The 14126-nt window shown below is 56.3% G+C and carries 8 protein-coding genes and 2 riboswitches; all 8 genes read left to right on the top strand.

Annotated elements, in window-relative coordinates:
• Window positions 1-172: 172 nt before the first annotated feature.
• The gene (rpoB, locus tag RDQ42_RS00465) at window positions 173-3904 is read left to right on the top strand and encodes a DNA-directed RNA polymerase subunit beta (RefSeq protein WP_071428145.1); all 3732 of its coding nucleotides are present in this window, start codon (window positions 173-175) and stop codon (window positions 3902-3904) included.
• 17 nt (window positions 3905-3921) lie between these two features.
• A complete protein-coding gene (gene rpoC / locus RDQ42_RS00460; protein ID WP_071428147.1) occupies window positions 3922-7470 on the top strand; it encodes a DNA-directed RNA polymerase subunit beta' in 3549 nt (1182 codons plus the stop codon).
• Between the two features lie 182 nt (window positions 7471-7652).
• Window positions 7653-8078, top strand: a complete 426-nt coding sequence (rpsL, locus tag RDQ42_RS00455; RefSeq protein WP_054331622.1) for a 30S ribosomal protein S12 — start codon at window positions 7653-7655, stop codon at window positions 8076-8078.
• Window positions 8079-8214: 136 nt separating this feature from the next.
• On the top strand, window positions 8215-8685 hold the full coding sequence (gene rpsG / locus RDQ42_RS00450; RefSeq protein WP_054331623.1) for a 30S ribosomal protein S7: 471 nt from the start codon (window positions 8215-8217) through the stop codon (window positions 8683-8685).
• 98 nt (window positions 8686-8783) lie between these two features.
• Window positions 8784-10865: an elongation factor G gene (gene fusA / locus RDQ42_RS00445; protein WP_054331624.1), complete on the top strand. Its 2082-nt coding sequence runs from the start codon at window positions 8784-8786 to the stop codon at window positions 10863-10865.
• A gap of 107 nt (window positions 10866-10972) precedes the next feature.
• Window positions 10973-12172, top strand: a complete 1200-nt coding sequence (gene tuf, locus RDQ42_RS00440) for an elongation factor Tu (protein WP_231358248.1) — start codon at window positions 10973-10975, stop codon at window positions 12170-12172.
• A gap of 239 nt (window positions 12173-12411) precedes the next feature.
• Window positions 12412-12542: riboswitch (FMN riboswitch) on the top strand.
• Between the two features lie 94 nt (window positions 12543-12636).
• A complete protein-coding gene (locus RDQ42_RS00435; protein WP_071428151.1) occupies window positions 12637-13239 on the top strand; it encodes an ECF transporter S component in 603 nt (200 codons plus the stop codon).
• A gap of 12 nt (window positions 13240-13251) precedes the next feature.
• Window positions 13252-13818, top strand: a complete 567-nt coding sequence (locus RDQ42_RS00430) for an ECF transporter S component (protein WP_054331625.1) — start codon at window positions 13252-13254, stop codon at window positions 13816-13818.
• A 126-nt stretch (window positions 13819-13944) separates the two neighbouring features.
• Window positions 13945-14045: riboswitch (SAM riboswitch) on the top strand.
• Window positions 14046-14126: the final 81 nt, after the last annotated feature.

The following is a 14126-nucleotide window of genomic DNA, read 5'->3' as shown; positions in this document are numbered from 1 at the left end:
TGTTATATAATATTATACTGTATCAAAATGGCTATTTATACCTCTTTTGAGAAGTATTATAGCACATGGAAATCAAGATGGCAATAGGTTTTTGCAGATTCAACGAAGCGAATCGCAATTCGCTTGTTGCAATTGCACAAGCGCATAGAGATAGAATGGAGTGAGTGAGCCTATGGTAAATGTCAAGCCTGTACAGCTGGGTAAAAATGTCCGGATGAGTTTCGCTCGGATCAACGAAGTCCTGGACATGCCAAACCTGATCGAGGTGCAGAAGAATTCCTACAAATGGTTCCTGGAAGAGGGATTGAAGGAAGTCTTCCACGATGTCTCTGCGATCACCGACTACCAAGGCAACCTGGTTCTTGACTTTATTGACTACCGCCTGGACGATACCCCTAAGTATTCCATCGCCGAGTGCAAGGAGCGGGATACCACCTATGCCGCCCCCTTGCGGGTCCGCGCCAGCCTCTTGAATAAAGAGACCGGCGAGGTCAAAGAGCAGGATATTTTTATGGGGGATTTCCCCCTGATGACCGACAGCGGCACCTTTATCATCAACGGCGCCGAGCGGGTCATCGTCTCCCAGTTGGTCCGTTCCCCTGGCGTTTACTACTCCTCCACCAGAGATAAGGCGGGCAAAGAGCTGTTTGCCGCCACCGTCATCCCCAACCGCGGCGCGTGGCTGGAATATGAGACCGATTCCAACGATGTGTTCTATGTGCGCATCGATAAGAACCGCAAACTGCCGGTGACCACCTTTATCCGCGCCCTGGGCCTTGGCACCAACGACGAGATTGTCAACTTCTTCGGCGAGGACGCCATGCTCCGCGCCACCCTGGACAAGGACAGCACCAAGAACACCGAGGAAGCCCTTCTGGAGGTCTACCGCAAGCTTCGCCCCGGCGAACCCCCAACGGTGGAGAGCGCCCAGTCCCATCTGGATGCCCTCTTCTTTGATGCGCGCCGGTATGACCTCTCCCGGGTGGGCCGGTACAAATACAACAAAAAATTGGCCATCAGCCTGCGCATCAGCGGCAGGGAACTGGCCGAGCCAGTCGCCAACCCCCTGACCGGGGAGCTGATGGCGGACAAAGGGGAAATCCTCACCCGGGAAAAAGCCCACGAGATCGAGCGCGCCGGCGTGGACACCGTCTACCTGCAGGTGCGGGACAGTGTCGTTAAGGTTATTTCCAACGGCATGGTGGATATTCGGGATTTTGTGGATTTTGATTGTGCCGAGCTGGGCATTAATGAGAAAGTCCGCTTCTCGGTGCTCTGCCAGATCCTGGAGGAGAATGAGGACGAGGAGTCCCAGAAGGAAGCCATCCGCCAGCGGATGGACGACCTGATCCCCAAACACATCATCAAAGACGACATCTTTGCCACCATCAACTACCTGCTCAACCTGAATTTTGAGGTGGGCACCAAAGACGATATCGACCACCTGGGCAACCGCCGCATCCGTTCGGTGGGCGAGCTGCTGCAAAACCAGTTCCGCATCGGCTTCTCCCGCATGGAGCGGGTCGTCCGGGAGCGGATGGCCACCCAGTCCCAGGATATGGAATCCATCACCCCTCAGGCGCTGATCAACATCCGCCCGGTGGTGGCCGCCATCAAGGAGTTCTTTGGCTCCTCGCCCCTGTCCCAGTTCATGGACCAGAACAACCCCCTGGCTGAGTTGACCCATAAACGGCGCCTTTCCGCCCTGGGCCCCGGCGGTCTGTCCCGTGACCGCGCCGGATTTGAGGTCCGTGACGTCCACTACAGCCACTACGGCCGCATGTGCCCCATCGAGACCCCTGAGGGCCCCAACATCGGCTTGATCTCCTACCTGGCTTCCTTTGCCCGGATCAATGAGTACGGGTTCATCGAGGCCCCTTACCGCCGTGTTGACAAAGAGACCGGCGTTGTCCTGGACGAGGTGGTCTACATGACCGCCGACGTGGAGGATGAATACATCGTGGCCCAGGCAAACGAACCCCTCACCGAGGATATGAAGTTTGCCCGGCCTAAGGTCACCGCCCGCTTCCGCGACGCGGTTATCGAGATTGAGAACAACAAAGTTGATTTTATGGACGTCTCCCCCAAGATGGTGGTTTCGGTGGCTACGGCCATGATCCCCTTCCTGGAAAACGACGACGCCAACCGCGCCCTGATGGGCGCCAACATGCAGCGGCAGGCTGTTCCGCTGCTGGTCACCGAATCCCCCATCGTGGGCACCGGCATGGAGTACAAGGCCGCCGTTGACTCCGGCGTCTGCGTGCTGGCCAAAGCCGACGGTGTGGTGGAGCGGGTTTCCGCCACCGACATTGTGGTCCGCCAGGACGACGGGTTTGTGGAGACCTACCACTTGATTAAATTTATGCGCTCCAACCAGGGAACGTGCGTCAACCAGCGCCCCATCGTGGAAAAAGGGGAGCGGGTGACCAAGGGGATGGTCATCGCCGACGGCCCCGCCACCTCCAACGGTGAGATCGCACTGGGCAAAAACGCCCTCATCGGCTTCATGACCTGGGAAGGCTACAACTACGAGGACGCCGTCCTGCTCAACGAGCGGATGGTCCGGGATGATGTGTACACCTCCATCCACATTGAGGAGTATGAAATTGAAGCCCGTGACACCAAGCTTGGGCCGGAGGAGATCACCCGCGACATTCCCAACGTGGGCGAGGATGTCCTCAAAGAGCTGGATGAGCGAGGCATTATCCGGGTGGGCGCCGAGGTCCGTGCCGGCGACATCCTGGTGGGCAAGGTGACCCCCAAGGGCGAGACCGAGCTCAACGCTGAGGAGCGCCTCCTGCGGGCCATCTTTGGTGAGAAGGCCAGGGAAGTCCGCGACACCTCCCTGCGTGTCCCTCACGGCGAATACGGCATCATTGTGGATGTCAAAGTCTTTACCCGGGAAAACAGCGATGAGCTCTCTCCCGGCGTCAATATGGTGGTCCGCTGCTATATCGCCCAGAAGAGAAAGATCTCGGTGGGTGACAAGATGGCAGGCCGCCACGGCAACAAGGGTGTTGTCTCCCGGATTCTGCCCCAGGAGGATATGCCTTATCTGCCCGATGGACGTCCTCTTGACATCGTCCTGAACCCCCTGGGCGTACCTTCTCGTATGAACATCGGCCAGGTGCTGGAGGTCCATCTGGGCCGCGCCGCCGCCGCTCTTGGCTGGAAGATCATGACCCCGGTGTTCGACGGCGCCCATGAGGAAGATATCCGCGATGCCCTGCGGGAAGCTGGCCTGAGGGAGGACGGCAAGACTGTCCTGTACGATGGCCGCACCGGCGAGCCCTTTGACAACCCGGTCACCGTGGGCTACATGTACTACCTGAAACTCCATCACCTGGTTGACGATAAGATCCACGCCCGTTCCACCGGCCCCTACTCTTTGGTCACCCAGCAGCCTCTGGGTGGTAAAGCCCAGTTCGGCGGCCAGAGATTCGGTGAGATGGAGGTCTGGGCCCTGGAGGCCTACGGCGCCGCTTATACCCTTCAGGAGATCATGACCGTCAAGTCGGATGACGTGGTGGGCCGCGTCAAGACCTTTGAATCCATTGTCAAAGGCCGCAACGTGCCCAAGCCCGGCATCCCCGAATCCTTCAAGGTGCTGATCAGCGAGCTCCAGTCCCTGGCCTTGGACGTCAAGGTCCTGGATAAGGAGGGCGAGGAGATCGACCTGCGCCAGAACTTTGATGAGGATGAGGATATGGGCCTGCCCCACGGCGACGAGGATTTGTTTGAATCTACCAACGTGGAGGTAGAGGGCGAGCTCAACGAAGGCTTTGCCATTGAAACCCCGGATCTTGATGATCTGGAAGAGCCGGAGACCCTGGACCCCGACCTGTTCGAGGGCTTTGACGACGATCTTGGGCTGGATGACGATCTGTCTGATGATAAATTCTAAAAGGAGGGGTCGTGTATATGGAATTTAACGTGTTTGACTCAATTAAAATCGGTTTGGCTTCGCCGGAAAAAATCCGGGAGTGGTCCTATGGCGAGGTCAAAAAACCCGAGACCATAAATTACCGCACCTTAAAGCCGGAGCGGGACGGCCTGTTCTGCGAGCGCATCTTTGGCCCCACCAAGGACTGGGAGTGCTATTGCGGCAAGTACAAACGCATCCGGTACAAGGGCAAGATCTGTGAGCGCTGCGGCGTTGAGGTCACCCGTTCCAAGGTGCGCCGGGAGCGGATGGGCCACATCGAACTGGCCGCACCGGTTTCCCACATCTGGTATTTTAAGGGAACCTCCTCCCGGATGGGTCTACTGCTCAACATGTCCCCCCGCCTTTTGGAAAAGGTGCTGTACTTCGCCTCCTACGTGGTGATCGACCCCGGCACCACCAACCTGAAAAAATACACCCTCCTCACCGAAAAGGAATACCGCGACATGCGGGAAGCCTATGAGGATGACTTTGAAGCGGGCATGGGCGCCGAGGCAGTCAAACGCCTGCTGGAGGATCTGGACCTCGACAAGCTGAGCGAGGACCTTCAGCTGGAGCTGAAAACCGCCGCCGGCCAGAAGAGGGCGAAGCTCCTCAAACGGCTGGAGGTGGTAGAGGCGTTCCGCACCTCTGGCAACAAGCCCGAGTGGATGATTCTGGATGTGGTCCCGGTCATCCCCCCGGACATCCGCCCCATGGTCCAGCTGGACGGCGGACGCTTTGCCACCAGCGACCTCAACGACCTGTACCGCCGGGTGATCAACCGGAACAACCGCCTCAAAAAGCTGCTGGAACTGAGCGCACCCGATATCATTGTCCGCAATGAGAAGCGGATGCTCCAGGAGGCGGTGGACGCCCTGATCGACAACGGCCGCCGCGGCCGCCCGGTCACCGGCCCCAACAATCGTCCCCTGAAATCCCTCTCCGACATGCTCAAAGGTAAGCAGGGCCGCTTCCGCCAGAACCTGCTGGGTAAGCGTGTCGACTACTCCGGCCGTTCGGTTATCGTGGTCGGCCCCGAGCTGAAAATGTATCAGTGCGGCCTGCCCAAGGAGATGGCCCTGGAGCTGTTCAAACCCTTTGTCATGAAGCGCCTGGTGGATCAGAAGGTGGCCACCAACATCAAAAACGCCCGCAAGATGGTGGAGCGGGCCACCGTCAAGGATGTGTGGGATGCGCTGGAAGTGGTCATCAAGGACCATCCCGTCCTGATGAACCGCGCCCCAACGCTGCACCGCCTGGGTATCCAGGCCTTTGAGCCCATCTTGGTCGAGGGCCGCGCCCTGAAGCTGCACCCTCTGGTGTGTACCGCTTACAACGCCGACTTTGACGGTGACCAGATGGCCGTCCACGTGCCCCTGTCCGCTGAGGCCCAGGCCGAGGCCCGCTTCCTGATGCTGGCCGCCAACAACCTGCTCAAACCCTCCGACGGCCGCCCGGTGGCAGTGCCCTCTCAGGATATGGTGCTGGGTTCTTACTACCTGACCATGGTCCGGGAGAACGAGAAGGGCGCCGGCAAGGTGTTCCGCGACTTCAACGAGGCGTTGATGGCTTACCAGTCCGGTGTGGTGGGATTGCATGCCCCCATCAAAGTCCGCGTCTCCCGGGAGATCGGCGGCACCAAGGTGACCAAGATCATCGACGCCACCGTGGGCCGGATCATCTTCAACGATCCCATCCCCCAGGACCTGGGCTATGTGGACCGCACCGATTCCGACAAGCAGTTTAACCTGGAGATCGCTTTCCTGGTCCGCAAAAAGGAGCTGGGTAAGATCATCGACCGCTGCATCCGGGTCCATGGCACCAGCCGCACCAGCGAGGTGTTGGACCGGGTGAAAGCCCAGGGCTTCAAATACTCCACCCGCAGCGCCCTGACCGTCGCGGTCTGCGACGCCATCATCCCGCCCACCAAGAAGGATCTTTTGGAGCAGGCGGAGAAGCAGGTGGACAGCATCCGCCGCCAGTACGAGCGCGGCTTCATCTCCGACGATGTGCGGTATGAACGGGTCGTCAAGACCTGGAACGACACCACCGCCAAGGTCAAAGACGAGCTGGGCAAATACTTCGGCGAGGATAACCCCATCTACATGATGGCCGACTCCGGTGCCCGTGGTTCTATGGACCAGATCCGCCAGCTGGCCGGTATGCGCGGCCTGATCGCCAACACCTCCGGCCGGGCCATCGAGATCCCCATTCGATCCAACTACCGGGAAGGCCTGAACATTTTGGAATACTTCCAGTCCTCTCGAGGCGCCCGCAAAGGCTTGGCTGATACCGCTCTGCGTACCGCAGACTCCGGTTACCTGACCCGCCGCCTGGTAGACGTCTCCCAGGATGTCATCATCCGGGAGCACGACTGCGGCACCCATGAGGGCATTGTCGCCGTGGATATCATCGACAGCGGCCGTCCCATTGAGGAGCTGTCCGAGCGTCTCCTGGGCCGCTATGTGGCTGATGACGTGGTGGATCCCAAAACCGGCGAAGTGCTGGTCACCCGGGATAAGATGATGGATGAAAACGACGCCAAACGGATTGTAGCCGCCGGCATCACCGAGGTGAAGATCCGCTCCATCCTCAACTGCGAGGCGAAAAACGGCGTCTGTGCCAAGTGCTACGGCTCCAACCTGGCCAACGGCCAGCCGGTGGCCATCGGCGAGGCAGTGGGCATCATCGCCGCCCAATCTATCGGTGAACCCGGTACCCAGCTGACCATGCGTACCTTCCACACCGGCGGTATTGCATCCGCTGCGGATATTACCCAAGGTCTGCCCCGCGTTGAGGAGCTGTTCGAGGCGAGAAAGCCCAAGACTTCCGCCATCATCAGCCATTTGGACGGCGTGGTTTCCTTTGAGAAGGACCCCAAGGGCAACGATTTTGTCTATGTCACCAACCCTGAGACCGGCGACGTCTTTGAGCGTCAGGTTGTCTACGGCTCCACCCTGCGGGTGAAAGAGGGCGACCGTGTCAAGAAGGGCGACCAGATCACCGAAGGCTCCATCGAGCCCAACGAGATCCTCTCGGTTATGGGCGATTTGGCGGTGCAGGATTACCTGATCAAGGAAGTCCAGCGCGTCTACCGCACCCAGGGTGTTGACATCAACGACAAGCACATCGAGGTCATCGTCCGCCAGATGATGCGCAAAGTCCGCATCGACGACGGCGGCGACACCAGCCTGATCGCCGGCAGCCAGGTGGAGAAATCCGAGTTCCTGCGCATCAACCAGGAAATCGACCAGCTCAACGCCCAGGACGGCGGCAACCGCCAGAAGGCCACCAGCACCCCTGTTCTGCTTGGTATCACCAAGGCCTCCTTGGCCACCGAGTCCTTCATGTCTGCGGCCTCCTTCCAGGAGACCACCCGCGTGCTGACCGAAGCCGCCATCAAGGGCAAGGTCGACCCGCTGATGGGCCTCAAAGAGAACGTCATCATTGGTAAGCTGATCCCCGCCGGTACCGGACTTGTGGACGAAGAGGATGTCTATATCAAGACGCAAAACGATCCCGTGGCCTCTTTAATCGGCGAATAGGCGAAATTTACCAAAGAAAATCAGTATTTTAACCAAAAGATAGGGCGATTCCCTGTTGACAAGCACTGCTGCACAATGGTAGAATAGCAGGGTGAGAGTGCTCATATCTGGTCAAGCGCGGCCATGGGCAATCTGTCCATGGCCGCTTTTGATATATATTACAGATGCAAGGAGGTGCAAATATGCCAACCTTTAACCAATTGGTCCGCAAAGGCAGAGAGGTTATCGAGAAGAAATCCACCGCTCCCGCTCTTCTGAGAGGATGGAACTCCAAAAAGAGAGTTGCCATTGAGCAGAATTCTCCTCAAAAGAGAGGCGTTTGTACAGCAATCAGAACACAGACACCTAAGAAGCCCAACTCCGCTCTTCGTAAAGTTGCAAGAGTTAAACTGACCAACGGCATCGAGGCTACCGCTTACATTCCTGGTATCGGCCACAACCTGCAGGAACACAGCGTGGTGCTGATCCGTGGCGGCCGTGTAAAGGACCTTCCCGGTGTGCGTTACCACATCATCCGTGGTACTCTGGATGCGCAGGGCGTAGCCAAGAGAATGCAGGCCAGATCCAAATACGGCGCCAAACGTCCAAAGGCTGGTGCCAAGAAGTAATAAAACCTCGTATTAGATGAATAAAGTCATCTGCCGCAAGGCATTTTATGAATATAAAATGGCCTTTTTGCGGTGCAACGGGAGTTTTGTCGCTTTCGAGTACCTATGATATCATTCTATGAAGGAGGGAAGCGAAGTGCCAAGAAGAGGTCAAACAGCAAAACGTGATGTTTTGCCAGATCCACTGTACAATTCCAAAATGGTGACCCGCCTGATCAACAACATCATGTATGATGGCAAAAAAGGCGTCGCCCAGAAGATTGTATACGGTGCATTCGACATTGTCCGTGAAAAAACAGGAAAAGAGCCCCTGGAAGCTTTCGAGCAGGCTCTTGAAAACATCATGCCCGTGCTGGAGGTAAAAGCCCGCCGTGTCGGCGGCGCCACCTACCAGGTTCCCATGGAGGTGCGTCCTGAGAGAAGACAGACCCTGGGTCTGCGCTGGCTCACCACCTACTCCAGAAGCCGTTCTGAGAGAACCATGAGAGAAAGACTTGCCGGCGAGATTATGGACGCTCTGAACGGAGCGGGCGGCGCCTGCAAGAAGCGTGACGACACCCACAAGATGGCTGAGGCCAACAAGGCTTTTGCTCACTACAGATGGTAGTCGTATCCCGCTAATAGCAATTGCTTTATGGTATGCTGCCTCATGGACCCATGGGGCAGCATATCGTAAAATTGAGTCGAGATTTTAAGGAGGACTATATGCCAAGAGATGTCTCTTTGGAAATGACACGTAACATCGGCATAATGGCCCACATTGACGCTGGTAAAACCACCACCACTGAGCGCATCCTGTATTACACAGGCATCAATCACAAGATTGGTGAGACCCACGACGGCAGCGCGACCATGGACTGGATGGTTCAGGAGCAGGAGAGAGGTATTACCATCACTTCCGCTGCTACCACCGCCTACTGGAATGGCCACCGCATTAATATCATCGACACCCCCGGTCACGTTGACTTTACCGTAGAGGTTGAGCGTTCTCTTCGAGTACTCGATGGTTCTGTAACAGTTTTCTGTGCCAAGGGTGGCGTTGAGCCCCAGTCTGAAACCGTATGGCGTCAGGCAGATAAATATCAGGTTCCCAGAATGGCCTATGTCAACAAGATGGACATTATGGGCGCTGATTTTTACAACGTAATTAAAATGATGAAGGCCCGGCTGAAATGCAACGCTGTCCCGATCCAGCTGCCCATCGGCTCGGAGCAGTTCTTCAAAGGCATCATCGACCTGGTGGAGATGAAAGCCTATGTGTACTACGATGACCTGGGCAAGGATATCCGTGTGGAAGAGATCCCCGAGGATATGCTGGAGCAGGCCAACGAGTACCGCGCTGCTATGATCGAAGCCGCTGCTGAGCAGGATGAAGAGTGCATGATGAAATACCTGGAGGGTGAGGAACTCACCGTCGAGGAGATCAAAGCCTGTATCCGCAAAGGCACCCTGGCCAACACCATGGTCCCCGTTTGCTGCGGCACTTCTTACCGCAACAAGGGCGTTCAGAAACTGCTGGATGCCATTATCGACTACATGCCTTCTCCCACCGACATTCCCGCCATCAAGGGCGTGAACCCCGAAACCGGTGAAGAGGAAGAGCGCCACGCTTCCGACAAAGAGCCCTTCTCCGCTCTGGCGTTTAAGATCGCAACCGACCCCTATGTGGGCAAGCTGTGCTTCTTCCGTGTCTACTCCGGCACCATCAACGCCGGCGGCAGCGTGTACAACTCCACCAAGCAGAATCCTGAGAGAATGGGCCGTATTCTGCAGATGCATGCAAACCACCGGAAGGATATTGAGGTTTGCTACGCAGGGGATATTTATGCCGCAGTTGGCCTGAAAAACACCACCACCGGCGACACCCTCTGCGATCCCAAATACCCCATCATCCTGGAGTCCATGGAGTTCCCCGAGCCGGTTATTGACCTGGCTATCGAGCCCAAGACCAAAGCCGGCCAGGAGAAGATGGCCATCGGCCTGGCCAAACTGGCTGAGGAAGATCCCACCTTCCGGACCTACACCGACCAGGAGACTGGACAAACCATCATCGCCGGTATGGGCGAACTACATCTGGAAGTTATCGTGGACCGTCTGCTCCGCGAGTTCAAGGTGGAAGCCAATGTGGGTAAACCCCAGGTTGCCTACAAAGAAACCATCCGCAAACTGGCCGACGTGGATCACAAATACGCCCGTCAGTCCGGTGGTAAAGGCCAGTACGGCCATGTAAAAATCAAAGTCGAGCCCAACGAGTCCGGCAAGGGCTACGAGTTCGTCAACGCCATCGTGGGCGGTGCTATCCCCAAAGAGTACATTGGCCCCATTGACCAAGGTATCCAGGGCGCTATGCAGGCCGGTGTTTTGGCTGGCTACCCGGTGGTTGATGTCAAAGTCACCCTGTACGACGGCTCTTATCATGAGGTCGACTCCTCTGAGATGGCGTTTAAGATCTGTGCGTCCATGGCCTTTAAAGAGGCTTGCCGCAAGGCTGACCCCTGCATCCTAGAGCCCATCATGAAGGTGACGGTCAACGTCCCCGAGGATTACATGGGCGACGTCATCGGCGATCTGAACTCCCGCCGCGGCCAGATCCAGGGCATGGAAGCCGTGTTCGGCGCCCAGGAGATCCGTGCGTTCGTTCCTCTGTCTGAGATGTTTGGCTACTCCAACGACCTGCGTTCCAAGACCCAGGGCCGCGGCCAGTATGTCATGGAGCCTTCTCATTACATTGAAGTGCCCAAATCCATCGCAGAGAAAATCATCAGCACCCGAACCAAAAAAGACTAATTCTGTGTTTTGGGCTTGCTTTTTTAGCGCATACTTGCTACAATACAAATTGTAGTGCAATCCTGAAACGGAAGCTATTTTTACCTGATATAAGGGAGGAAACATTCATGGCAAAGGCACATTTTGAAAGAACAAAGCCCCATGTCAACATTGGTACCATTGGCCACGTTGACCACGGCAAAACCACTCTGACCGCTGCTATCACCAAGACCCTTGGTCTGCAGGGCAAAGCGGAGTTCGTTGACTATGCGAACATCGATAAAGCTCCCGAAGAGAGAGAGCGCGGCATCACAATTAACACCTCTCACGTTGAGTATGAGACTGACAAACGTCACTATGCTCACGTTGACTGCCCCGGACATGCTGACTACGTCAAGAACATGATCACCGGTGCTGCTCAGATGGACGGCGCTATTCTGGTTGTTTCTGCGGCTGACGGTCCCATGCCTCAGACCCGTGAGCACATCCTGCTGTCCCGTCAGGTAGGTGTTCCCTACATCGTCGTATTCATGAACAAAGCCGACCAGGTTGACGATCCCGAGCTGCTGGAGCTGGTTGAGATGGAGATCCGCGAGCTGCTGTCCTCCTACGACTTCCCCGGCGACGATATCCCGATCATCAAAGGTTCCGCTCTGCAGGCTCTGGAAGCTCCCAACGATCTGAGCGATCCTGCTTACAAACCGATCCTGGAGCTCATGGACGCTGTCGACGCTTACATCCCCACCCCTGAGCGCAAAGCCGACCTGCCCTTCCTGATGCCCATCGAGGACATCTTCACCATCACCGGCCGCGGCACCGTCGCCACCGGTAGAGTGGAGAGAGGCCAGCTGAAAACTTCCGATGAGGTTGAGATTGTTGGTCTGACCGATGAGAAGAGAAAAGTTGTCGTTACCGGCATCGAGATGTTCCGCAAGATCCTGGATTACGCTGAGGCTGGCGACAACATTGGTGCCCTGCTCCGCGGCGTTCAGAGAACCGAGATCCAGAGAGGTCAGGTTCTGTGCAAACCCGGCTCCATTCATCCCCACACCAAATTCCGTGGCCAGGTTTACATCCTGAAAAAAGAAGAGGGCGGCCGTCATACCCCTTTCTTCAACAACTACAGACCTCAGTTCTACTTCAGAACCACTGACGTTACCGGCGTTGTCGCTCTGCCCGAGGGCGTTGAGATGTGCATGCCTGGCGATAACGTGGAGATGGATGTTGAGCTGATCACCCCCATCGCTATTGAGGAAGGTCTGCGTTTCGCTATCCGTGAGGGTGGCCGCACCGTAGGCTCCGGCGTTGTCATCAAGATCAACGAATAGTCTTTGGATTTTCAAACAGGCGTCCCATTTGGGGCGCCTGTTTTCTTTGTTCGCGGCTGTATCTTTGGATGTAAAGAAAGGGCGGAAGAGTGTCACGGGGCGGGGGATTGCCCCGCCTCCACATATGGCGAGAGAGGCAGAATAGAAGAAGACGCACCAGAAAAATTTCCAGCAGCGGGGGAAATACCTGTTGACAACAAGGCGGGAAAAGGCTATACTGATAGCCGAAATACATATATTGTCTGTTTCAGGGCGGGGTGCGATTCCCCACCGGCGGTGATGGGCCGATGGCCACAAGTCCGCGAGCTTTTTAGCAGGATTCGGTGCGATTCCGAAACCGACGGTACAGTCCGGATGAAAGAAACAGGTGCATTTTTGCATCCATGGCGCCTGGGAACTTTTGGGTTTCCAGGCGCATTTCATTCCCCCGAGCAGACCTCTTATCAGAAAGGGGTTTTATCCAAATGACAAACACCGTTTACTCCTCAAGGACCCGGAAAACCCGCAAGATGGTGATGACTGCCATGCTGGCGGCTGTCTCGTCGGTGCTGATGTTTTTCAGCTTCAATGTGCCGCTGATGCCCGGCTTCATCAAGATGGACTTCTCCGAATTGCCGGCTCTGATCGCCTCCTTTGCCCTGGGTCCTGTCTCCGGCGTGGCCGTCTGCCTGGTGAAAAACCTGGTCAACCTCTTTTTCACCACCACCGGCGGGGTGGGGGAACTGTCCAATTTCCTGCTGGGTTCGCTGTTCGTGGCGCCCGCCGGGATTGTCTACCGCAAAATCAAGGGCCGCAAAGGGGCGCTGGTGGGCTCCCTCATCGGGGCGGCGGCTATGGCGGTGTGCAGCGTCTTTTCCAACTATTATGTGGTCTACCCCATCTACACCGCCTTCATGCCCATGGAGGCCATTCTGGGGATGTACCGGGCCATCAATCCCCATGTGGAGAACCTGTGGCAGGCTCTTCTATGGTTTAATATGCCGTTTACCTTTCTAAAAGGGATGTGCAGTGTGGCCATTACCTTCTGCATCTACAAAAAGATTTCACCCATCATCAAAGGACAATAGGAGGGGATTTATATGGACCGGACTACACAGAAACACACCTCCAACCCCATCCGCAGGCTGACCACTATGGGAATGATGGCCGCCATTTCGGTGGTTCTGGTTTACCTCGTCCATTTTCCCATCTTTCCCGTCGCCCCTTACCTGGAATATGACCCGGCAGACATCCCGATTTTCATCTGCACCTTTTTGTATGGGCCGGGGGCCGGTTTCCTGCTGACCGTGCTGGCGAGCACCATTCAGGGGGTGACAGTCAGCGCCGCCAGCGGATGGATTGGGATTTTGATGCACATCTTTGCCACCGGTTCCTTCACCCTTGTGGCCGGCAACATCTACCGCCATGGCAAGAGCAAGCGGACAGCGGTCCTGGCTCTGGTGGCCGGGGTGCTGACCATGACGGGGATGATGGTGGTTTGGAATTTGGTCTTCACCCCCATCTTCACCGGTATGCCCCGGGAGGGGGTCTTGGAGATTCTGGTGCCGGTTATCATCCCCTTCAATTTGATAAAGGCGGGGGCCAATGCAGGGATCACCATGCTGGTGTACAAGAAGATTTCCGGCATTATCGCCCATGGGGATTAAAATAGAGCGGGTTCCTTCCCATTTTTTGGTGGAACCCGTTCCCTTTAGGGAGAAGAAGAGGAAAAGTTTTCCCTTGACAAATGCCATAAAATCTTGTAGAATATTGTCTTGTAAATTGAATATTGCCCCTTATCAAGAGTGGTGGAGGGAACAGGCCCTATGATACCCGGCAACCTGCACAGTGTGCAAAGGTGCTAAATCCTGCGGATAAAACCGAGAGATGAGGATTCTGATAGATGCTCGGTTTTTGCCGGGCATTTTCTTTTGCCCGGGGAAACAGGAGGCAATTTCACAGGCTTTTTAAACCA

Source organism: uncultured Merdimmobilis sp. (assembly GCF_902471145.1).
Classification (GTDB): domain Bacteria; phylum Bacillota; class Clostridia; order Oscillospirales; family Ruminococcaceae; genus Merdimmobilis; species Merdimmobilis hominis.
The sequence above is the reverse complement of the archived record's forward strand: the minus strand, read 5'-3'. Positions and strand labels throughout refer to the sequence as shown.

What these genes read in the sequence shown, in the direction of transcription:
- rpoB (WP_071428145.1), top strand. Translation starts at nt 173, where the DNA reads ATGGTAAATGTCAAGCCTGTACAGCTGGGTAAAAATGTCCGGATGAGT.
- rpoC (WP_071428147.1), top strand. Translation starts at nt 3,922, where the DNA reads ATGGAATTTAACGTGTTTGACTCAATTAAAATCGGTTTGGCTTCGCCG.
- rpsL (WP_054331622.1), top strand. Translation starts at nt 7,653, where the DNA reads ATGCCAACCTTTAACCAATTGGTCCGCAAAGGCAGAGAGGTTATCGAG.
- fusA (WP_054331624.1), top strand. Translation starts at nt 8,784, where the DNA reads ATGCCAAGAGATGTCTCTTTGGAAATGACACGTAACATCGGCATAATG.
- tuf (WP_231358248.1), top strand. Translation starts at nt 10,973, where the DNA reads ATGGCAAAGGCACATTTTGAAAGAACAAAGCCCCATGTCAACATTGGT.
- RDQ42_RS00435 (WP_071428151.1), top strand. Translation starts at nt 12,637, where the DNA reads ATGACAAACACCGTTTACTCCTCAAGGACCCGGAAAACCCGCAAGATG.
- RDQ42_RS00430 (WP_054331625.1), top strand. Translation starts at nt 13,252, where the DNA reads ATGGACCGGACTACACAGAAACACACCTCCAACCCCATCCGCAGGCTG.